The sequence below is a fragment of the Hyphomicrobium denitrificans 1NES1 genome (assembly GCF_000230975.2).
Taxonomy (GTDB): Bacteria; Pseudomonadota; Alphaproteobacteria; order Rhizobiales; family Hyphomicrobiaceae; genus Hyphomicrobium_B; species Hyphomicrobium_B denitrificans_A.
In genome coordinates this window covers 1,004,784-1,023,974 of the sequence record NC_021172.1, presented here as the reverse complement: position 1 = coordinate 1,023,974, position 19,191 = coordinate 1,004,784, and the positions used below count along the sequence as shown (strand labels likewise).

14 protein-coding genes are annotated in these 19,191 nt (G+C 59.8%); 9 read left to right on the top strand and 5 right to left on the bottom strand.

Translation table 11 applies throughout. The features are described from left to right. The first annotated feature begins 38 nt into the window (after positions 1-38). The gene (locus HYPDE_RS04845; RefSeq protein WP_015597261.1) at positions 39-347 is read left to right on the top strand and encodes a hypothetical protein; all 309 of its coding nucleotides are present in this window, start codon (positions 39-41) and stop codon (positions 345-347) included. A gap of 132 nt (positions 348-479) precedes the next feature. Continuing rightward, on the top strand, positions 480-869 hold the full coding sequence (locus HYPDE_RS04840) for a tautomerase family protein (protein WP_015597260.1): 390 nt from the start codon (positions 480-482) through the stop codon (positions 867-869). A 33-nt stretch (positions 870-902) separates the two neighbouring features. Here the strand turns inward: HYPDE_RS04840 and prfB are convergent. The 3 genes from prfB to HYPDE_RS04825 all read right to left on the bottom strand — a co-directional run bounded on the left by prfB (position 903) and on the right by HYPDE_RS04825 (position 6,151). Continuing rightward, a protein-coding gene (gene prfB / locus HYPDE_RS04835; RefSeq protein WP_144061203.1) for a peptide chain release factor 2 occupies positions 903-2,037 on the bottom strand; the annotation gives its coding sequence in 2 pieces (ribosomal slippage) (positions 903-1,967 and positions 1,969-2,037; 1,134 coding nt in all). A 126-nt stretch (positions 2,038-2,163) separates the two neighbouring features. Continuing rightward, positions 2,164-4,743, bottom strand: a complete 2,580-nt coding sequence (locus HYPDE_RS04830) for a penicillin-binding protein 1A (protein ID WP_015597258.1) — start codon at positions 4,741-4,743, stop codon at positions 2,164-2,166. Between the two features lie 145 nt (positions 4,744-4,888). Next, on the bottom strand, positions 4,889-6,151 hold the full coding sequence (locus tag HYPDE_RS04825; protein ID WP_041320006.1) for an N-acetylmuramoyl-L-alanine amidase: 1,263 nt from the start codon (positions 6,149-6,151) through the stop codon (positions 4,889-4,891). 766 nt (positions 6,152-6,917) lie between these two features. Between HYPDE_RS04825 and HYPDE_RS04820 the strand changes: the two genes are divergently transcribed. From HYPDE_RS04820 to aat, 7 genes are all read left to right on the top strand, one after another. Continuing rightward, on the top strand, positions 6,918-9,929 hold the full coding sequence (locus HYPDE_RS04820; protein ID WP_015597255.1) for an Rne/Rng family ribonuclease: 3,012 nt from the start codon (positions 6,918-6,920) through the stop codon (positions 9,927-9,929). Between the two features lie 228 nt (positions 9,930-10,157). Next, on the top strand, positions 10,158-11,564 hold the full coding sequence (locus HYPDE_RS04815; RefSeq protein WP_015597254.1) for a M48 family metalloprotease: 1,407 nt from the start codon (positions 10,158-10,160) through the stop codon (positions 11,562-11,564). A 32-nt stretch (positions 11,565-11,596) separates the two neighbouring features. Further along, the gene (locus tag HYPDE_RS04810; RefSeq protein ID WP_015597253.1) at positions 11,597-12,463 is read left to right on the top strand and encodes a DsbA family protein; all 867 of its coding nucleotides are present in this window, start codon (positions 11,597-11,599) and stop codon (positions 12,461-12,463) included. 158 nt (positions 12,464-12,621) lie between these two features. Beyond that, the gene (gene aroQ / locus HYPDE_RS04805) at positions 12,622-13,071 is read left to right on the top strand and encodes a type II 3-dehydroquinate dehydratase (RefSeq protein ID WP_041320005.1); all 450 of its coding nucleotides are present in this window, start codon (positions 12,622-12,624) and stop codon (positions 13,069-13,071) included. Positions 13,072-13,134: 63 nt separating this feature from the next. Further along, on the top strand, positions 13,135-13,626 hold the full coding sequence (accB, locus tag HYPDE_RS04800) for an acetyl-CoA carboxylase biotin carboxyl carrier protein (protein WP_015597251.1): 492 nt from the start codon (positions 13,135-13,137) through the stop codon (positions 13,624-13,626). 45 nt (positions 13,627-13,671) lie between these two features. Further along, a complete protein-coding gene (gene accC, locus HYPDE_RS04795) occupies positions 13,672-15,012 on the top strand; it encodes an acetyl-CoA carboxylase biotin carboxylase subunit (protein WP_015597250.1) in 1,341 nt (446 codons plus the stop codon). A gap of 60 nt (positions 15,013-15,072) precedes the next feature. Next, positions 15,073-15,744 carry a leucyl/phenylalanyl-tRNA--protein transferase gene (gene aat / locus HYPDE_RS04790; protein ID WP_041320004.1) on the top strand — a complete coding sequence of 224 codons (672 nt, stop codon included), beginning with the start codon at positions 15,073-15,075 and terminating at the stop codon, positions 15,742-15,744. A 653-nt stretch (positions 15,745-16,397) separates the two neighbouring features. On the opposite strand, the gene HYPDE_RS04785 is transcribed toward aat, so the two are convergent. After that, positions 16,398-17,111, bottom strand: coding sequence for a hypothetical protein (locus HYPDE_RS04785; RefSeq protein WP_144061201.1), 714 nt, complete (start codon positions 17,109-17,111; stop codon positions 16,398-16,400). Between the two features lie 89 nt (positions 17,112-17,200). Beyond that, positions 17,201-19,177 (bottom strand): AAA family ATPase, encoded by a 1,977-nt coding sequence (locus HYPDE_RS04780; RefSeq protein ID WP_041320001.1) that lies wholly within the window; start codon positions 19,175-19,177, stop codon positions 17,201-17,203. Between the last annotated feature and the right edge of the window lie 14 nt (positions 19,178-19,191).

The following is a 19,191-nucleotide window of genomic DNA, read 5'->3' as shown; positions in this document are numbered from 1 at the left end:
CGGTTTAAAGTGCGCGTACACGCATGCGGGAGAAGCTAATGCGCAATCATCGTCTTATCGCGAGCGCGGCATTCGCGGCAGCGATGGCCATCGCGAGCGCATCCTACGCTTTCGAGACCACATCCATCGGCGGCGCCAACCCCGATGACTCCACAAAATTTCAGGACCTCGATCAGCAGGATCTGAACAAGTCCCTCGGCGGCCTCCAGTTCGGCGTAACGTCGAGCACGAGTTCCGACCAGACCGACGATGGTCGACCACCCTGGGAGCTAAAGCCGACACCTCCCAGCCGCAGCTTCTATTCGTCGCCGATGAGCGGTCCGTCGATGTTCCGGCCCGGACAGTAGCTGCTCCGTATTAGTTAATTCCGAGCAGCACTGCGGCGATCGCCCCGACTTGCCATTCCGTAGGAAACGGCTACCTCCAGCGTGCGCCGCCGGCGTGATAGGATGCCTCCGGCACACGAAAAGGTTTTTCCCATGCCCCTGCTCCGCATCGATCTTTATGAAGGCCGTACCAAGGACGAGAAGAAGACGCTTCTCGATGCCCTCCATCGCGCGATGCTGGCGGCTTTCAAAGTGCCGGAGCGCGACCGCTATCAGATCGTGCATGAGCACGACCCGGCGACCATGATCATGGAAGACACCGGACTCGACATTCCGCGAACCGAAAAATTCGTCATGATCCAGGTGACGACGCGCCCGCGCACGCGAGAGCAGAAAGAACAGTTCTACCGCCTGACCGTCGAAGAGCTGCAAAAAAGCTGCGGCATCGCTCCGTCCGACGTCATGATCAACTTGGTGTCGTGCACCGACGAGGATTGGTCGTTCGGCTTGGGGCGCGCGCAATTCCTGACGGGCGAGCTTTAGGGTCGACCCAAAGCTCGCGCCCCGCCCGCGATCCTAATCCAGATCGTCGACGACCACCGCCTCGTCGCCGCCCTTGAGCCGCTGCGACAGTGCCGCTTCGATAAAGGGATCGATATCCCCATCGAGAACCTCGGACGGGTTCGTCGATTGCGCGCCCGTGCGCAGATCCTTCACAAGCTGATAAGGTTGCAGCACATACGAGCGGATCTGGTGGCCCCAACCGATATCTGTCTTGGCGGCCTGCTCGGCGTTGGCCTTGGCTTCCCGTTTCTTGAGTTCCAAATCGTAAAGCCGCGCCTTGAGCCGCTTGAACGCGATATCCTTGTTCTGGTGCTGCGAACGCTGTTCCTGCGCGAAGATCACGATGCCCGACGGTTTATGCACTAACCGAACGGCAGACTCGGTGCGGTTCACGTGCTGGCCGCCCGCGCCGGACGACCGCGCGAAAGAAATATCGACATCGGCCGGATTGACATCGACTTCGATCGTGTCATCGATCACCGGATAGACGGTCACGGAAGCGAAGCTCGTGTGGCGGCGCGCATTGGAATCGAACGGCGAGATGCGCACGAGCCGATGCACGCCCGCTTCTGTCTTGAGCCAGCCGTAAGCGTTATCGCCGTCGATCTCGAACGTTGCCGATTTGATGCCCGCTTCTTCACCGGGGCTTTCGTCGATAAGCTTCACCTTGTAGCCACGACGTTCGCCCCAGCGTGCGTACATGCGCGCCAGCATCGACGCCCAATCCTGGCTCTCGGTACCGCCCGCGCCGGCGTGCACCTCGACGTAGGTGCTCATCGCATCCGCTTCGCCTGACAGCATGGCCTCGACGGAGCGATGATGCGCTTCGATATCGACGCGCTTCAGCGCGGCTTCGCCTTCTGCAATGCTCGCTTCGTCGTTCTCGGCTTCGCCGAGCTCGATAAGTGTGAGCGCATCTTCATAGTCGCGCTGCAGACGCTTGAAATCGCCAACCGCGCGCTCAAGAGCCTGGCGCTGACGCATGACTTTCTGGGCGTTCTTCGCATCGGACCAGAGGTTCGGGTCTTCGGACTTCGCATTGAGCGAGGCTAGACGATCTTCAGCCGTCTCCCAGTCAAAGAGACCTCCTCAGGAGGGCGATCGCCTCCTCGATATCGTCGGATAATTTTTGCGCTTCTGCGCGCATCGGGGCGGCCTCCGAAAGCCGGCCGTCGGCCGGCGTGAATCAATAAACAGAGCGTAGCCCGAAGGTAATAGAAAGATAGCGAACCTCTGTAAACGCGCGGCTCCCTACACGCGGCAATGCGCGCCACTACCACAGTCCATTGGGAGCGAGGCCGCCGTCTTGCCGTGCGCTCGGCGGCGGTGGGGGCGGCGATCGAGTGCCCGGATAGGGGCTGTCGCCCGCACCCACCGACGCATCGGCCGTCGCATTCGCAAATCCTATCATCGAATAGCCGTCGTCCGGTTCTTCGTCCGGCTTGAATGCTTCGAGGATCGTGTTGGGGTCGTCGGCCGAAGCTCTGAGGCCGGTTTTCAAATCGACGCGAACGAATTTGATTCCCGGAGGCACACGAAATGGCGCCGGCGGCGTATCGACCAATGCATTCTTGAGAAATTCGCCAAAGATCGGCGCCGCGATCATGCCGCCGGTATTGCCCTTGCCCATCGGCTTCGGCGTGTCGTAGCCGACATACACGCCGACCACGAGAGTCGGGGTGTAGCCGATGAACCAGGCATCCTTTTCTTCATTCGTCGTACCGGTCTTGCCGGCAATCGGCCGGTCGAGCGATCTCAGAACCTTGCCGGTGCCCCGCTGTACGACCCCTTCCAGGATCGACGTAATCTGATAAGCCGTATGCGGATCGATGATCTGCGGTCGGTCATCGATCAAATCCGGTTCCGGCTGGTTCGCCCAGCGATCGGCCGTGCACCCCATGCATTGGCGCTCGTCGTGGCGCCAGATGGTGCGGCCATAGCGGTCCTGAATGCGGTCGATCAGCGTCGCCTTCACTTCTTTGCCGCCGTTTGCCAGCATGCAGTAGCCGGTAGCCATTCTGAGAAGCGTCGTCTCACCGGCGCCGAGCGACATCGACAGAACCGGCAGCATATCGTCGTAGATTCCGAAGCGCTTGGCGTATTCGATAATGAGCGGCATGCCGAGATCTTGTGCTAGCCGCACGGTCATCTGGTTACGCGAATGCTCGATTCCGAACCTCAGCGTCTCGGGACCCGTTACGTCTTTTTCATCGTAGTTTTCGGGCTTCCAGATATCCTGCCCTGGCCCCTGATCGATTTCGATCGGCGCATCGAGAATGATCGACGTCGGCTTGTAGCCGTTATCGATGGCGGCTGCGTAGACGAACGGCTTAAACGACGAGCCTGGTTGCCGCTTCGCTTGAATGACCCGGTCGAATTGGCTGAGATCGTAAGAGAAGCCACCGGCGACAGCGAGCACGCGCCCTGTATAGGGATCCATCGCAACGAGACCGCCACCAACCTCGGGAATCTGCATCAGCGACCAGGCGCCCTGAATGTTGGCCGGGTCCTTTGGCGCGACGTAGACGACGTCACCGGGTTTCAGAATGTCCGCCGTCGACTTGGCGTCGATCTTCTTCCCGCCCTTCTGATAGGCGGCCCACTTCATCTCATCGAGCGAGACTTCGACTGCCTCTCGGTCCTTGACCAGCGTTGCGTCCTGCTGCCGCGCCGGCTTGAAGCCGATGATTGCCTTCGTTTTCTGGGTTTCGAGAACGACGCCCAGCCGCCACGGTTGAATATCGGCAGGGCTGCGAATGGCACCAAGAGCCACGCCCCAGTCTCCCGAAATATCGATTTTTGCGACCGGCCCGCGCCAGCCGCGCTTGCGATCGAATTTGACGAGCCCGTCGATCAACGCACTTTTGGCGAGTTGCTGAAGGTGCGGATCGAGCGTCGTCCGGACCGACAAACCACCGCCATAGAGTTTGTCTTCGCCATAGCGCGCAAGCAGCGTCCGGCGCACTTCCTCGGCGAAGAATTCCGCAGTGGAAATATGCGCGCCGCTCGGCCTGAGGTTCACGGTCAAAGGTTTCTGTTTTGCAGCCTCAGCCTCCTCGGCGGTGATGTAGCCGTTCTCAGCCATCTCCCCGATGATCCAGTTTCGCCGCTCGGTGGCTCGGGCCTTCTGGCGGAAGGGATGGTAATTGTTCGGGCCCTTGGGAAGCGCCGCAAGATACGCACATTCCTCGATCGTCAGATCTTTCAACTCCTTGTTGAAGTAGGTCAGCGCTGCCGCACCGACGCCATAGGAGTTCATCCCGAGATAGATTTCGTTGAGGTAAAGCTCGAGGATCTTATCCTTCGAATAAGCGCTCTCGATCCGGATGGCTAGAATGGCTTCTTTGATTTTGCGTTCAATTGAGCGCTCGTTGGTCAACAGAAAGTTCTTGGCCACCTGCTGCGTGATCGTGGAAGCGCCCTGGGCGCGCTTGTTCGAGCCGTGAATTTTCGCTTCGATCGCGGCGAACACGGCGCGCATGACGCCCTGCAGGTCAATACCGCCATGATCGTAGAAACGGCGGTCTTCGGCCGACAGGAATGCGCCGATGACGCGCTTCGGAATTGTATTGATGGGAACGAAAATCCGGCGTTCGCGCGCAAACTCGGCGATGAGCGATCCGTCGTGCGCATGGATGCGAGTCATGACGGGCGGCTCGTACTTCGAAAGGCTTTCATAGTCGGGCAAATCGCGCGACGCCTGCCAGACGAGGAAGCCGGCCCCCGCCGATCCCGCAATGAAAAGAAGCACGAATGTTGCGAAGCTGAAGCCAAGAAAACTCAGCAGCAGGCTTTTGCGTCGCTTTTTCCGTCTTCTGGGCGCCGCGGGGGGCGGCAGCGTTGGCGCACGCATCAAATCGCAGATTCCGTTAGTATCGCTGGCTTACGCTTCCGGTGAGCATCGGTGCTACGTTTATTTCTGCGGCGCAGCAAAAACAACCCGTCGCAATCGCACATTAGCAGGGAATGTGGCAGCACGTCGTCGGCGGCCCCACACTTCAGGGCTGTGCGACGGTTCGCTTGCTGAAGTAGCTCTGGACAGCCGACGTAATTGCCTCAGCCACTTTGTATTGCCAGGCGCCAGTCATCATTTCCTGCTCCTCGGCACTGTTGCTCATGTATCCAAGCTCGACAAGAACGGATGGCGCATGGGTCTGCTTCAGCACCTTGAAAGCTGCCGATTTTCGCGGGATGCGAGACATTGTGATCGCCTGTCCCAGCTTTTTGGCCAGGACATGAGAGAAATCGGCCGAGAAATTCGAGGTTTCGCGTTTCAGGAGGTCGATCAGGATGTTTTTGACCTCCTCCCCACCCTCCTGATTCATCGATCCGACACCGGCGATCAGGTCGGACGCGTTTTCCTTGTCGGCCATGAGACGCGCCTGCTCGTCGGAGGCTTTGTCCGATAGCGTGTAGATCGTCGCGCCGCGGATCGAATCCGCGATGCTTTTTTCCTCGATTGAATCGGCATGCAGTGAAATGAATAGATCCGCGTCATTTTCAGCGGAAAACTTCAGCCTCCTGTCGAGTGAAACGAAAACATCGTCTGTTCGCGTCATCCTGACGTCGTAGCGCCGGGTCTTGGCTAACGCCGCCTTGAGTTGCAGCGCGACCGCAAGAACGACCCATTTCTCCGCCACATTGTTGGCCCCGAGCGCGCCTGGATCGATGCCGCCATGGCCGGGATCGATGACGATGACCGGCTTGGCATTATCCTTGTGTTTGCGGTCGGCGCTCTCGGGCGGCGCCATGTCGGAACCGAGATCGGACGGCGACGCGGCAGCGAGCGTCGCGCCGGTTCCCCCGCCGAAAGCGGCGGCATCCATCGGAACCAGAACGACGGCAAGCTTCAGGGCCTTGCTTCCGGGAACACGCGTCATGCCGGCCGAGGCAATCCTGACTGGGCCCGTGGTATCAAGAACAACCCGCGCCTTGTGCTCCGCGAAAAGCCCGTAGCGGAATGCAGAGATGACGCCGCGCCCCTTTTTGCCGGCAGCCGCATCAAGATGGAACGTCATGTCGGGAAGGTCCAGAACCACCCGATAAGGATTCGCGAGGGTATAGACTTGCGCCGTCAGACCTTTGCTGATCGTAAGCTCGAAGGTGGTCGCCTTGCCGTCGTCGAACAGTCGCACGGCCGTAGCCTCGACACCCCGGTCCGGCAGCGCTTGCGCACGGCCAACTCCCAATGCGAGCATCAAGCCCAGCACGATAGCAGGTAAGAACCGCGCGTTCCACAGATGTTCTGAGAACCTCGCCATGCCCTCATTACCCCGATGCCTCGACGCCACCTTTGAACCCCCGGTGTGTTAAGGCTTTGTTTTCAGAGACGATATAAGTATTAGCCCATAAGCGAGGGCGTGTTCCGGCTCCCCTTTTATATCACTTGCCAGCCTGGGAACGACCTCGTAGACTTTCACCATATTCGGTGGCGCTGAAGACACACCCATTGTGGGATAACTCGGTAAGCGCCGGCGTGGCTTGATCGGCCTGCTGCAGAATAGAAAGCTCTGCGTTCACAGGTAATCAAACGCGCACGGATCGCATCTGCTTGGAGCGAGCGCATGGGTATCGGCGCCGCTCTGGAAATGCGCTTTGACGTTAAGCCCGCCCGGGCGGCGTCAAGGATCTCTGACTTTGTGCCGGTCGCCCCGGTCGGTTCGTTGGATACAGCGCCGGTAACCAGGCGGCCATTTGATCAACGCGACGTCCTAAGCGTCGCAAAACCCATTTCCCGGCGGACGTTCCGCTTTTTGGCGCGAAGCCGGGCACTACACGACAGGCCATGACGACAACTCGCACCATCCACGGCGGCATCCGGCGGACAAAAGTCCGTACCGCATGCATGGCTGATACGGTGAGCCGCACACGCGCCGCCGGAGCTGGAATGCTGCAGAAATCGTCCCGGCCGATTTTCACTTCCACACATTTTACCAACACAATGCGCCGCCGCACGAACCTCGCAATGATCGCCGTTATCGGCAGTCGGAGATGCGAGCAGTCTCGGCGCGCCAAGGAACTGAATCGATGTCAAACACAAAAATGCTTATCGATGCCACGCATCCCGAGGAGACTCGGGTTGTGGTTCAACGCAACGGCCGGGTAGAGGAGTTCGATTTCGAAAGCGCTGCTCGCAAGCTATTGCGAGGCAATATTTATCTCGCGAAAGTAACGCGTGTTGAGCCGTCCTTGCAGGCTGCCTTCGTGGACTACGGCGGCAATCGCCACGGGTTCCTCGCATTCAACGAAGTCCATCCCGATTATTACCAGATCCCGGTCGCCGACCGTCAGGCCCTCCTTGACGAGGAAGCAGCGGCCGAAGCCGAGCTTGAGGCCGCTGCCGACCGCCGTGCCGAAGCGCTGGCGCGTCGCAATGTGCGCAGCCACGCCGATGCGGAAACGGGCCCCGATTCCCCCGGCGACGATTTCGGCGACCTCTCCCCTGCCGACACCTCGCTTGAGGCGTCCCATATCGTTGACGTCGAGGAAGACGAGCACATCGAAGAGATCGGCGGAGAGGAAGACGGCGAGCAGACGGTCAAGGTCGTCGCTTCGGCGGTTCGCCGGTCCATCGATGAGGTGCGCACCGAGTTGCCGCCCGACGACACGGCCGAAACGAGCGCGAAAGAGAAATCTGCCTCGGACGCCAGCGACGAGAGCCCGATCGTCGTGGGCGATGACTCAACGGAAAGCGAAGCGGCCCCTTCGAACGTTGAAGGCGACGAGGAACAACCCGAACAACCGTCCGACGAACGTCCGGCTAGCGACGACGAGTTCGCCCATCAGGATGCACTAAACGACAACGGTTCGGCCGAGCCTCATGACGAAGGCTCCCATCCGGAATTTCGCGAAGGCCCGCGCTCTCGTCAGCGCCGCCGCCCGCGCAGCTACAAGATCCAGGAAGTCATCAAGCGGCGCCAGATCATTCTGGTGCAGGTTGTCAAAGAGGAACGCGGCAACAAAGGCGCGGCGCTCACGACGTATCTGTCGCTCGCCGGGCGCTACACGGTTCTGATGCCGAACACCGCACGCGGCGGCGGCATTTCACGCAAGATCACCAACCCGCAAGATCGCCGTCGTCTGAAGGCCATCGCTCAGGAGCTCGAGGTTCCGGAGGGAATGGGCCTCATTATCCGTACAGCCGGCGCAACGCGGACGAAGCAGGAGATCAAGCGCGACTTCGAATATCTGCTGCGTCTCTGGGAAAGCGTCCGCGACTTGACGCTTCAGTCCACGGCGCCGAGCCTCGTCTACGAGGAAGGCGATCTGATCAAGCGCTCGATCCGCGATCTATATAACAAGGACGTCGAGGAAATCGTCGTCGCGGGCGAAGCCGGGCATCAGGAAGCAGCCGACTTTATGAAGATGCTGATGCCGAGCCACACGAAGAATGTCGTCGCTTATCGCGAGCCGACACCGCTCTTCACGCGCTACGGCGTCGAACGCCAGCTCAATGCGATGTTCCAGCCGCAGGTGACATTGCGCTCAGGCGGCTACATCGTCATCAACCAGACGGAAGCGCTCGTCGCAATCGACGTCAACTCGGGAAAATCGACGCGTGAATTCTCGATCGAGGAAACGGCGCTCGCGACGAACCTCGAAGCCGCCGATGAAATCGCCCGGCAGCTGAAGCTTCGCGATCTCGCGGGTCTCATCGTCATCGATTTCATCGACATGGAGGAGAAGCGCAACAACCGTGCGGTCGAACGCCGCCTGAAGGACGCGCTGAGGTTCGATCGGGCGCGCATCCAGCTTGGCCGCATCTCGCATTTCGGCTTGATGGAAATGTCGCGTCAGCGTCTCAGAACCGGTGTGCTCGAAGGTTCTACGTCGCAATGCCCGCATTGTCAGGGCACCGGCATCATACGCTCAACCGAGAGCATTGCGCTCGCAGTCTTGCGCGGCATCGAGGACGTGATTACGGCAGGCGCCAACGGTCCCCTGATCGCTACGACGACGCCTGCAGTTGCGCTTTACATCTTAAACAGCAAGCGCGCCTACATCGCCGACATGGAAGTGCGGCACGGCTATTCGGTAACAGTGCTTGGCAGCGATCGCGTGCAGGGCGCGAACTTCACCGTCGAGCGAAGTACCACATCGGCCCTTCCGGTTCGCCGCGCGGAGCGCGCGGCAGTCAACATGGACTGGGGCTTTGACGCCGAAGGCGATGCCCCCTCCTACGCATCCTCCGACATCGATATATCGAGCGAAGCCGCAGAAGTCGAAGAGGAAACCGTCGACCGCGAACAGCGTAACGGTGGCCGCGACGGCGATGAAAACGATCAGCGCCGTGGCCGTCGTCGCAGACGCCGCGGCAGAGGCGGACGCGACCGCGGCGACGATCGCAGCGAAAACTATTCTTTCGAGCCGCGCGGGGAAGACTCCGACCGCGATCAAGCCGCGACTGACGAGACACACCACGAATCCGGCGAGCCTAACTTCAATATCGAAGGGCTTGGCGAACAGCCATCCGTCGATGACGGCGCGCAAGCCTACGCCGGCGATGGCAACGGTTCTGACGACAAACCCAACAAACGCCGCAGACGCGGACGCCGCGGCGGCCGCCGCGGGCGCGAACGCGGTCGCGATTCAGCGCAGGATTCGACAGCGACTTCCGAAACCGAACATCCGGACGTTGACGACGAGGGATCAGACGAAGCTGTCGAAGCTCCTGATCGGAGCGAGCCCGATGAAGCGGGCTCGAATGAGCGAACGGCACCTCCGCCTCAGAGCCGGCGTCCGCGTCGCGTTTGGGACGTTCCATCGGCGGCCAACGGAGCGGATGACATCGCAACAGAGACGCCGTCAATCGCGGAATCGTCGGAGCCCAGCCCGCAACCTGTGGCCACGGAAGCGTCTCCGGAGCCAGCGGCAGCGCCAAGCGCCCCAACCCGGCGGCGTCACGAAATCGGATCGAGCGAACCGCGTATCGAGCGCGTCGTGGTCGGCCCCGGCGAGCAAGCAGGCGAGGCGGAATCAGCTACGGGATCCGTGCCTCAGCGCAAAGGTTGGTGGCAGAGGAAATTCAGCGGCGAATAACGCTGGCCGCAAGTGAGGAACTCGGAAAGGCCGATGCTCGAATGCTCGGCCTTTTTCTGTGCGTGATCGCAAGATCGGATGCGCCGACAACGTCCGCCATTCTGGCGCCCTATTATGATGACTGATCATAACGGCCCACGCTCGCCACGTATTTGACCCAGCTGGGCCTGCTGAATATTTTAGCGTTACGGTGTCTCGAGACACACATCGAGATTGAGGCACAGCAATATGTCCGCGACGAGCAAAGGATTTTCGCCAGCCGCGCTTGGGCGCCGCGCGCTCGTCGCGCTTTGCGCACTCGCTGCCGGCATCTCGGCCGGCACCTTGAGCGCTCGCGCGCAGGGTCTGCCGCTGATCCGCGATGCCGAGATAGAAGCCCTGCTCCAGGATTATGCCAAGCCGATCTTTCAGGCTGCGGGATTCGGTAGCGGCCGCGTTACCGTTCGCATCGTCAACAACGACGCATTCAACGCATTCGTTCTCGATGGCGCCAACGTTTTCGTCCACACGGGCACATTGATGCAGGCGAAAACGCCGAACGAGGTCATCGGCGTTATCGCCCACGAAAGCGGCCATATCGCCGGCGGGCACATGGCCGCGCTTCGCGCGCGCATTGCAAAGGACCAGACACGCGTGCTGCTGACTCAGGTTCTCGGCCTCGGCGCAATGGTGGCGGGGGGCGTTTCTGGCGGAACCTCCGGCCGCGAAACCATGCAGGGCGGACAAGCCATCATGCAGGGCGGCAGCAACATCATCATGAAAGGGCTTCTTGCCGAGCGCCGTTCCCAGGAATCGGCAGCGGATCAGGCCGGCTTGAAGTACCTCACCGCGACGAAGCAATCCGGACGCGGCATGCTCGATACCTTCGAGCGCTTCAAACAGCAGGAATATCTCTCGGCGGATATGCAGGACCCATTTATCCGGTCCCATCCCCTCTCTGTTGATCGTCTGGCCCGATTGAGCCAGCTCGTCGCCGCAAGCCCCTACGTCAACCAGAAGGACCCGCCGTCATTGCAGCTCCGCCACGATTTGATGCGCGCCAAGCTTTCGGGCTATCTCGAAACGCCGGTCGCCGTATTCAATCGCTACCCAGCGGGCGACAAATCTTTGCCGGCACGATATGCGCGCGCCATTGCAACGTTCTTCCGCGGCGGCCCCGGCGCACTTGAAAGCTCCGTCAAGCAGATCGATGCAATGATCGCGGAAAACCCCGACTATCCGTACTTCTACGAACTGAAGGCTGACGTCTTGATGCGGTCGGGAAAAATGGGCAGGGCCGTACCGGAGTTGCAGCAGGCCTTGAAACTGGCGCCTGCAAGCCCATTGATAGAGGTCGAGCTTGCCAACGCGTTGCAAGGCAGCAACGACGGCAACAGTTCCAAGGAATCAATCGATCTTCTGCGCAGATCCCTGATCACGGACCAGAATGGAAGGGCTTACCGCCTGCTTGCAAACGCCTACTATAAGCAGGGCAAAGGACCCGAGGCCGATGCAATGACGGCCCAGGCATATTTTTACGAAGGGGACGTCAAACAGGCGCAAATCTTCGCAAAACGTGCCCAGCCCCGCCTTCGCGCGGGATCTCCCGAGTGGTTGAAGAACGGCGACATCATAAACTACAAGCCTGAGACATGAGCCGCCCCAGTCCAATGAGTGAGACGATATCCATGACCCTGAAGAACATCATCCGAAACATCGCCGGCTCGGTATCGGCCGGCCGAAAGGCGGCCGTCGCGATTTTCGCCATCGGCGGGGCGCTGCTCCTGCCGTATGCAATCGGCTCCATTGACGGTCTGGTCAGCCCGCGGGCACACGCGGAAACTATCGCCCCGACCGCCGGTGGCTCGACGTTCTCCGACGAGCAGAAAAAAGCGCTCGGCGAGATCATCAAGGATTATCTGATCAAGAACCCTGAAATCATGATCGACGTGCAGAACGCACTCGATGAAAAGATGCAGAAGGACCAGGACGCCAAGCTCAAGTCCTTCATGACAGAGAATGGCAAGTCGATCTTCCGCAGCCCCGGAAGTTCGGTTGCGGGCGACCCCAACGGCGACATCACGGTCGTCGAATTCTTCGACTACAACTGCGGTTACTGCAAACGCGGGCTCCCCGAAGTTCAGAAGCTGATCCAGAACGACAAGAAGGTCCGTTTCGTCTTCAAGGAGCTACCGATCCTCTCGAAGGGCTCGGAGGAAGCGGCCCGCGTTGCGCTCGCAGTGAAACGCCAGGGCAAGTATTGGGAATTCCACCAGGCCATGCTTGGCTCAAAGGGTCATGCCGACGAGGCGTCGGCCCTCAAGATCGCCGAGTCGCTCGGCCTCGACATGAACAAGATCAAAGCCGACATGGCGAGCGACGAGGTGAAAAACGAGCTTCGCGACGATTTAATTCTCGCCAAGAAAATGGGCATCAACGGCACCCCGCATTTCCTCGTCGGCGACAAATCGATCCCGGGGGCTCCGGACGACTTGCATGACCAGCTCGAGGCGCTTGTCAGTGGATTTCGGAAGAATGGCTGCCCGATCTGCTGATCGGCCTATTTCCAAGCCTTGGTTGCACTTATTAACGTTCCGGGCCCCGGATTTCCGTGGGCCCGGAGGCATACTTTGCGCTCGCCGGGAAAACTGATAGACCCTTGGCTCCGCAATTGGCTTGGGCACCGCCCCGGCGCTTGAGCAACCTCCAAATCATGACCCCCCTTATCTACGTCCTGAACGGCCCCAACCTCAATTTGCTCGGCGTCCGCGAACCGGCGATCTACGGCAGCGAGACGCTCGACGATCTTCGCTCCCGCACCGAGAAAGCCGCGGCTGCCAGTGGCCTGACGATCGAATTCCGCCAGTCGAATATCGAGGGCGAAATTGTAAACTGGGTACAGGAGGCGCGCGGCAAGGCTAAGGGCATCATCATCAACGCCGGCGCCTATACGCATACGTCGGTCGCGATCCTGGACGCACTGCAGGCCGCTGAGCTGCCTGTGATCGAGGTACACCTTTCGAATATCTTCCGTCGCGACCAGTTCCGTCAGCATTCCTACGTTTCGCTTGCGGCAACGGGCGTCATCTGCGGCCTCGGCGGCAAGGGTTACGAACTCGCGGTGGCAGCCATGGCGAACATCCTGGCGGCCAGCAAGGCGTAACGAGCACCTACACATAGGCTATAAGTCGGACGCAGACGGATAAACCTCAAGGACAGAGGACTGATGACCGCAAAAGACCAGGGCCCCAAGAGCGGAAGCGCCGAAAGTCAGATGATCCGTGAGCTTGCCGAGCTCCTCAACGATACCGGCCTCACCGAGATCGAGATCGAGAAAAGCGGCCTGAAGATCCGCGTCGCGAAGACAATCTCGATTTCCGCCGTGCCTCCCCAGGGCTACGCTGCAGCCGCCCCGGCGGCGCCTGCCGCGCCAGCGGCTGCAGAAGTCAAGCAAGCGCCGTTGCCGAACGACCTTTCCAAGCATCCCGGTGCCGTGAAGTCGCCGATGGTCGGCACCGCCTACCGCTCACCCGAACCGGGCGCACCCGCGTTCTGCGAAGTCGGCAGCAAGGTGAACCAAGGCGATACGCTTCTGATCATAGAAGCGATGAAGACAATGAACCAGATCCCCGCGCCGCGCGCTGGAACGGTCAAGGCGATCCTCGTCGAAAACGCGCAGCCGGTCGAATACGGCGAACCCCTGATCATCATTGAATGAAGCGCCGCGCGTGCATGAGGCACGGGCAAGGACGCTGGAGAAGAAATGTTCGATAAGATTTTGATCGCAAACCGGGGGGAAATCGCCTTACGCGTTCAGCGCGCGTGCCGGGAGCTCGGCATAGCGACAGTCGCCGTCCATTCAACGGCCGACGCCGACGCGATGCACGTTCGGCTTGCCGACGAAAGCGTCTGCATCGGTCCTCCACCTGCTCGCGAAAGCTACCTCAATATTCCGGCTCTCGTGACGGCATGCGAAATCACCGGCGCCGATGCGGTGCATCCAGGCTACGGCTTCCTGTCCGAGAATGCTCGCTTCGCCGAGATCCTCGAAGAGCACAAGATCACGTTCATCGGCCCCACGTCCGAGCACATCCGGATCATGGGCGACAAGATTGAAGCCAAGGAAACCGCAAAGCGGCTCGGCATCCCCATCGTGCCGGGTTCCAACGGCGCCGTGACGAGCGAAACCGAGGCGATGAAGGTCGCCAAGGACATGGGCTTCCCGGTGCTGATCAAGGCAGCGGCAGGCGGCGGCGGGCGTGGCATGAAGGTTGCCACTTCGGCAGCCGACCTCGGCACGGCGCTCGCAACGGCACGCGCCGAAGCCAAGGCCGCGTTCAACGACGATGCCGTTTATATCGAAAAATATTTGCAAAAACCCCGCCACATCGAGATCCAGGTGTTCGGCGACGGCAAGGGCAATGCCGTGCACCTTGGAGAGCGCGATTGCTCGCTGCAGCGACGCCACCAGAAAGTGCTCGAGGAGAGCCCGTCACCCGCGCTCAACGCCGCGCAACGGCAGAAGATCGGCAAGACTGTCGCCGACGCGATGCGCAAGCTCAAATACCGCGGCGCAGGAACGGTCGAATTCCTGTTCGAGGACGGCCAGTTCTACTTCATCGAGATGAATACGCGCCTGCAGGTTGAGCATCCAGTGACGGAAATGGTCACAGGTGCCGATCTCGTGCTCGAGCAAATCCGTGTCGCCGCAGGCCTGCCGCTCAGCTTCACGCAGGAAGACGTCCAGATCAAAGGCCACGCCATCGAGTGCCGCATTTGCGCCGAAAATCCTCGCGATTTTCGGCCATCGCCGGGTAAGATCACCTACTGGCACCCGCCGGGCGGCCTCGGCGTCCGGGTTGATAGCGGCGTCTATCAGGGCTACCGCATACCCCCCTACTACGACAGTTTGATCGGCAAACTCATCGTTTACGGCAAATCGCGCAACGACTGCCTGATGCGTCTCCGCCGCGCCTTGTCGGAGTTCGTGATCGATGGCATTGAAACGACGATCCCGTTGTTCCAGGATCTCGTGAGAGACCCCGACATCGCCGATGGCGTCTACGATATTCATTGGCTCGAAAAATATTTGGGGATGAAGTAGACTTTGCCTCTGCGCGACTTGTTCCGCGCACGCTTGAGAGTTCGCTTGGCAAGTACCGGCATGGCGTCGCGCGACGATCCAATGTTCGAGATTACGCCGCAGGTTCTCCTGAAAGCCTATAGCTGTGGCATTTTCCCGATGGCGGAGAGCGCGGACGATCCCGCGCTTTATTGGATCGAGCCGCAGCAGCGCGGTGTGTTGCCGCTCGACGGCTTCCATATTCCGCGGCGTCTTCTGCGCACAGTCCGCACGACTCCATTTCAGGTCAAGATCGACAGCGACTACGAGGGTGTCATCGACGGCTGCGCTGCGCCGCGTGCGGGGCGCATGTCGACCTGGATCAACACGCGCATCCGTGTGCTCTACCGCGAGCTGTTCGATCTTGGCGCCTGCCATACGGTCGAAGTCTGGAATGGCGATAAAATGGTCGGCGGCCTTTACGGCGTAGCGCTCAAAAGCGCGTTCTTCGGCGAAAGCATGTTCTCGACCGAGCGCGACGCATCGAAGATCGCGCTTGTTCACCTTGCCGCGCGGCTGATCCGCGGCGGCTTCACGCTTCTCGACACGCAGTTCGTAACAGAGCATCTCCGCCAGTTCGGCACTGTCGAACTGGACCGCGTGACGTTCCAGGCGCAACTCGAAAGGGCTCTCGAAAAGAACGCCGACTTCTTCGCACTGCCTCGCGACGCAACCGGCGCCGACGTCGCCGCAGTCATTGCCAGCGAGCACTGAGCGCACATCCGTTAGCGGCCATCCCGCACATCGGCGCCCTAACTCTGCCTCCCGGCCGCAATAATGTATGTAATTCCGTTCGATAAAATCGAACGATAATCTACTCCCACTCGATTCTCTCAAAGCATCGTACCGCGCTGATTTATCAGCGCAAATTTTTTCTGACACTGCTCGAAATCCGAACAACGAGCCGTCAAAATTTTTCGCTTATGATTTCAAAGGACAATTCGCGCGATTCGAATTCGGCGACGTTTCAGCGTCTATCGACGCCGATTGGTCGATTTTTCGCGTCGTCGACCTCATAGAGCGCTACGCGCCGATAACAGGGAAAGACCGTCAGCCTTCGTAGCACAACGCGTTCATGCGCGCTATCATCGCCGTCTCTCTCCCGCTTCGAGACCACCGTTGCGCCTCGCGGGTTGGTGGTAGGCGGACGAGCAGATAGATGAACGCCTCTGGCTGCGGCGGTGTGGAAGGACACATGGCCAACAAAGGTCCGAGATGGTGACGAAAAGGCAGCGGCGTAATGGCTCGGTGCACTAAGCCCATCCACTAGTCGGTTTCGAGTCCGGCCCGCAGCACTGTGTTGGCTTCTACGGCGCCGACGTGGGCGCATTTGATGCGTCAGTAGATAACTCCTCACGTCTCTGCAGTTAATGCCGGCCTGGAGACGAAGGACTGCTCTCGTTCTGCCGACGCTGAAATTCATTGGAAAGCGCGGCCCAATAGGGCTCGTATAAATCGAGCAACTCGCTCGGCCGCATTACTTCAACGCCGAAATTTCTCAATACGTCTCGGTGCTTCCAAAATGTCTTTCGGTCAGTAGTAAGAATGGCCGGAATATTTGCCACAAGTGCATAGCCCGCAACTCGCCTGTCTCCTTCATCGCGAAGAAATGATAGAGGCCCGTCGCTTGCAAAAATTTGCCCGAGTGACCTCACTCCCAACCCCTTCAAAATAAGTGGAGAGATACGGGCCGATCTACTGTCCCCGAGCAATCCGAGAGCTACCCCTGGAAAAGCGTCATTGGAGACATCTTCTTGATGTCCACCAAAGAACTTAACAATGATCCGAAGTCTTGCGCTTCTATTGCCGCCAAAGACTGACGCCTCAGACCAATTCGTCTCGCAAACCAACCAGGGATAGCCACCCCAATATTCGAATTGCTTATACAAGATTCCGAGGTCGACGAGATCGTTTGCGGTGTCCGATCCATACCGTGCGGAAAGCTCGAGTAGTGCGGCGTCGTCCCATACAACCCGCTCCTTTTCCTCAAGTTGGCGATCGACCCAGTCGAGGTTTTGAAGAACGCAGGTGTCGAGGAGTTGAGGCTCCGGTGGGCGGAACGCATCATCTATGAACTCCATCCTCTTCCGCGGATCCGTTATACCTTTCAGGGTTTCCTGGAGAGCAGACATAGTCATTGGCACTCACAGTTCTTTTTGTTGCTTGCGCTTCATAGTTTGACCCATTCCAAGAAGTCGGCGCGCTTCTCGCGCAGCGCTTCAAGCGCTTCCCTGACGCGACCAGGCTTGTCGGAAATGTTGATGACGAGGGTATCCATTGCGCGGGTCAACGGAATCATTGCCCAACGCGACGCAAACTCGGTCGCCTCCTCCTCGGCTGTTACGAAGAGATCATCTGTTCCTCGCGGCAGTGCCAGCCGCTGCCGGTACTTGTAATCCCAGAATTCGTCAAAGCCGTAGTTGATGACCGTCCAGCCTTCCAGCCCACGGCAAGAATCGTACTGAACGATGCGAAGCGCCTCGCGGTCCGTCGGGAAATTCTCCCGCACATCGATAGACGAAGCGTCCCAGGTTTTCACGCCCTGCCCGGCGAGAACACGCGCCGGCGTCGAAAACGGCTCGCGCCCATCATAGACCACGAGCGCAGGCGGAACGCATGCGAGCAGATCGATCGGATAGTTTCCGAGCTCGGCCGCTTCCGCGCAAAGCTTTGAATAGACCTCCGGACGGGCCGCAAGATCGCCTTCAATGACCATAACTCGGCCGCCGTTCGCGTCAGGATTCGGCTCCAGGTCCCAATCTGCAAGCCCGAGCGCGGCGGCAAAATCTGCCACGAACAGCGCCAGATTGGCTTTCATGCGCAAGCACCGCGTAAGCCGCCGCGCGCGCAATTGCTCGCGCGTGATGCCGCGGCTCCAGTCGGCAACGGACCCACGAATGAACTGGTCAACGCCGTCAGCCACGACGATGCGTTCGGGTCCGTAGACCGCGCGCAGAATTTCGATTTCGTTGGCAGGCCAGTCCTGCCCCTCGTCGACAAACACGGTATCCCACAGAAAGTCGGTGGGATGGCGTTTGAGGAGTTCGGCGATATCCCCCGCCGACACGGTTTGGCTCCGCAGGTACTCCAGCAGAAGATCCTTCTTCTGCTCGTATGCTTCAAGGAAGCCTGCATAGTCCTGAATGATGCCGAGCCCGTGCATAAGCCGCCCTATGAAGGCATGGACCGTATCAATGCTGATTCCGCCATTTTCGATGCTGCGAGGCACGCCGAGCAGCGCCATCGTGCGCCGCATGTCGGCGACCAACGCTTTGTTGTAGGTGAGCATGAGCGAACGCAGGCGCGCGCGGTCGAACGCGCGATAGGCCATTTGCAGCAATATGACCGTCTTGCCGACGCCGCCGCGCCCCCGGATGACGACCTGCTTGTTGCCCAGGTCGTCGAGCCACGCTTCGGGCAGCGAAGCCTTGATGATCCGATCCATCCGCCGGCGGTCCAACGGCGTCGGTTCGATCGATTGCAGAAGAGGAAAAGCGGGATCGCGCAGCGCAGCGAAGGTTTGATCTGATCCGAATGAGATAAGAGCGTCCCGCTTGTGGTGAAGCGGAGCAGAAATCTGTCCGAGAACATTGAGGATGCGCTCGAAACTTGCATCCACGCCGAAGCAATTGTGGGGACGGTGCGGCAGGTCTCCTTCCCGCAGGCCGGAGAAGAAGATCAGGTCCTGCACGTAGATGCGCTCGATACCATGATCAGCGAGGTAGCGTTTGAACTCGAACATCTGAAGTCGGTTTTTCTCCGTCACCGACTCCCAGACGGTATGTCCTCCCCGGCGGTAGCAGACGGAAGCGATCTTGTCCTCGAAGCGCACGCCAGTCGCGTCATGCGACTTCGCTTCGACAACGAGGATGAAATTCTTGACCTGAGCGCTCCGGGGAACGAACGGCTCCCCGTCGCGCGGAAAGAACTTGAACTCGACGTCGAACGGGCGAGGCTCGGAAAGGTGGCCGATGACGACGAGATCGATGTCTTCGAGACGGTAGCCGTAAAGCTTCAGCCCCACGAATATCTTGATGTGGTCCTTTGTGCTTTGGCCGATGTCAGGCCATGCTGCCAGAATTTGGCGGCGCAGGTGCTGGGCCGCTTCGAATTCCTTGCCTTCTTTTACGCCAAGCAGTTCGATCATGGCGGACCTTCCGC

Excerpts from the sequence above, each read along its gene's own strand:
- HYPDE_RS04845 (WP_015597261.1), top strand. The coding sequence starts at position 39 with ATGCGCAATCATCGTCTTATCGCGAGCGCGGCATTCGCGGCAGCGATG.
- HYPDE_RS04840 (WP_015597260.1), top strand. The coding sequence starts at position 480 with ATGCCCCTGCTCCGCATCGATCTTTATGAAGGCCGTACCAAGGACGAG.
- HYPDE_RS04830 (WP_015597258.1), bottom strand. The coding sequence starts at position 4,743 with ATGCGTGCGCCAACGCTGCCGCCCCCCGCGGCGCCCAGAAGACGGAAA.
- HYPDE_RS04825 (WP_041320006.1), bottom strand. The coding sequence starts at position 6,151 with ATGGCGAGGTTCTCAGAACATCTGTGGAACGCGCGGTTCTTACCTGCT.
- HYPDE_RS04820 (WP_015597255.1), top strand. The coding sequence starts at position 6,918 with ATGTCAAACACAAAAATGCTTATCGATGCCACGCATCCCGAGGAGACT.
- HYPDE_RS04815 (WP_015597254.1), top strand. The coding sequence starts at position 10,158 with ATGTCCGCGACGAGCAAAGGATTTTCGCCAGCCGCGCTTGGGCGCCGC.
- HYPDE_RS04810 (WP_015597253.1), top strand. The coding sequence starts at position 11,597 with ATGACCCTGAAGAACATCATCCGAAACATCGCCGGCTCGGTATCGGCC.
- aroQ (WP_041320005.1), top strand. The coding sequence starts at position 12,622 with ATGACCCCCCTTATCTACGTCCTGAACGGCCCCAACCTCAATTTGCTC.
- accB (WP_015597251.1), top strand. The coding sequence starts at position 13,135 with ATGACCGCAAAAGACCAGGGCCCCAAGAGCGGAAGCGCCGAAAGTCAG.
- accC (WP_015597250.1), top strand. The coding sequence starts at position 13,672 with ATGTTCGATAAGATTTTGATCGCAAACCGGGGGGAAATCGCCTTACGC.
- aat (WP_041320004.1), top strand. The coding sequence starts at position 15,073 with ATGGCGTCGCGCGACGATCCAATGTTCGAGATTACGCCGCAGGTTCTC.
- HYPDE_RS04785 (WP_144061201.1), bottom strand. The coding sequence starts at position 17,111 with ATGGAGTTCATAGATGATGCGTTCCGCCCACCGGAGCCTCAACTCCTC.
- HYPDE_RS04780 (WP_041320001.1), bottom strand. The coding sequence starts at position 19,177 with ATGATCGAACTGCTTGGCGTAAAAGAAGGCAAGGAATTCGAAGCGGCC.